Origin of the sequence: Bradyrhizobium tropiciagri, assembly GCF_001189845.1 — a bacterium.
Taxonomy (GTDB): Bacteria; Pseudomonadota; Alphaproteobacteria; order Rhizobiales; family Xanthobacteraceae; genus Bradyrhizobium; species Bradyrhizobium tropiciagri.
Genome location: NZ_LFLZ01000172.1, coordinates 1 through 1414, shown reverse-complemented (window position 1 = coordinate 1414; position 1414 = coordinate 1). Strand labels below are relative to the sequence as shown.

Below are 1414 nucleotides of genomic sequence, written 5' to 3'. Positions count from 1 at the left end.
AGAGGCCGAGTGTCCGGCGCCGCTTCCACCAACTCCTTTGCGTACCTGCGATAGCGATCGGAGTCATCACCGGCGAAGCGAATTTCGGTATGTAGATTTTCTCCCTCGATCCAACGGAGATCCCGCATCGCTGCCGCAAAACTCTCATCCTCGCCTGGCCATCGGCGTCGTCTTCCGAGAGATAGTTCAAGGGAACGCCGATCTTGCGTGTCGGGCGGGCCTGTTGCGCACGGCCAGCGATCGGCCAAGCCGTCGCTGTCGCTGCCACGCTTGCTATAAACTCCCGCCGTCGCATCTGCTCCCCTTTGAAGGACGATGCCAGGTCGTAAATTTCAAAATGCTATTCTATAACCTCGTCAGCGCGAACCTGAAATGTATCCGATATCTTCAGTCCGAGCGATTTTGCGGTGCTGGCATTGATTAGCAATTCAAAGCGGGTAGGTCGCTCCGCGGGCAAGTCGGCTGGCTTCGTTCCCTTCAGCACTTTGGCCGCCATAATGCCGGTCTCACGGTAAATATCATCAAGATTCGGGCCATAGGAGATGAGACCACCTGCCCGCGCGAAAGATGAAAATAATGAGATCGCGGGTAGCCGATGCTGTAGTGCCAATTCTGCAAGTTTGGGCGAGTTGACCGAGACCACTGGGGATGACAACAGCAACAGGCCGTCCGGGCGTTGCGCGCTTACAGCGTCAAACGCTTCCGCGAATTCGGAGGGCGGTTTGAGTTCTACGATTACCGTCTTGAGGTTCAAGTCTTGTGCCGCTGCAGTCACCGCGCGAGCCTGGACAGTCGGAGTCGCCGGATCCCATAGAACCGCTAGACGGGATAGGCCCGGAACGATCTCTCTCAACAGCTCGAGCCATTTGCTGGCGAAATCGGGAAAGTCGGAGAAGACGCCGGTCAGATTACCACCCGGATGGGCGTAGCTTTGCAGCCAGCCGCTTTCCACTGGATCGCTTTCCAAATCGAAAGTCACCACGGGAACGTCCTTGGTCGCAGCATGAACGATGCTCGTGACAGCCGGTCCGCTTGGCATAAGAAGATCGACTCTGCTGGCCAGAAGCTCATTCAGGAGGGGTGTAATCTGCCCTGCATCACCACCTGTGGCTCGAGTTAAAAGTGTAATTTGGTCTGGTTCCCGCAGCCCTCCACTCGCTAGTCCCTCCAGAAGGGGGACGCTGCGCAATTTGGCCACCGCTGCCGGCCCGGGATAAAGAAAACCGATCTTCGCAACGAGCCCCGACTGCTGGGCCTGAGCCGCGAATGGCGTCATCGCTCCCGCGCCGACAAACCCAAGGAATTGCCGTCGCCTCATCGCCTTCTCCTCGCGTTGAGGGTCATGCTAGTCAACACTAGGGTAGCCAGACCATGTACGAAGCGCCACTTTAAAACGGTCCGCCATGACTGCTCA

At 57.4% G+C, this 1414-nt stretch carries 1 protein-coding gene; it reads right to left on the bottom strand.

Features of this window, described 5'->3' with window-relative positions:
* Nucleotides 1-340 precede the first annotated feature (340 nt).
* Nucleotides 341-1318, bottom strand: coding sequence for an ABC transporter substrate-binding protein (locus AKN84_RS44260; RefSeq protein WP_050426602.1), 978 nt, complete (start codon nucleotides 1316-1318; stop codon nucleotides 341-343).
* Nucleotides 1319-1414: the final 96 nt, after the last annotated feature.

Excerpts from the sequence above, each read along its gene's own strand:
- AKN84_RS44260 (WP_050426602.1), bottom strand. The coding sequence starts at position 1,318 with ATGAGGCGACGGCAATTCCTTGGGTTTGTCGGCGCGGGAGCGATGACG.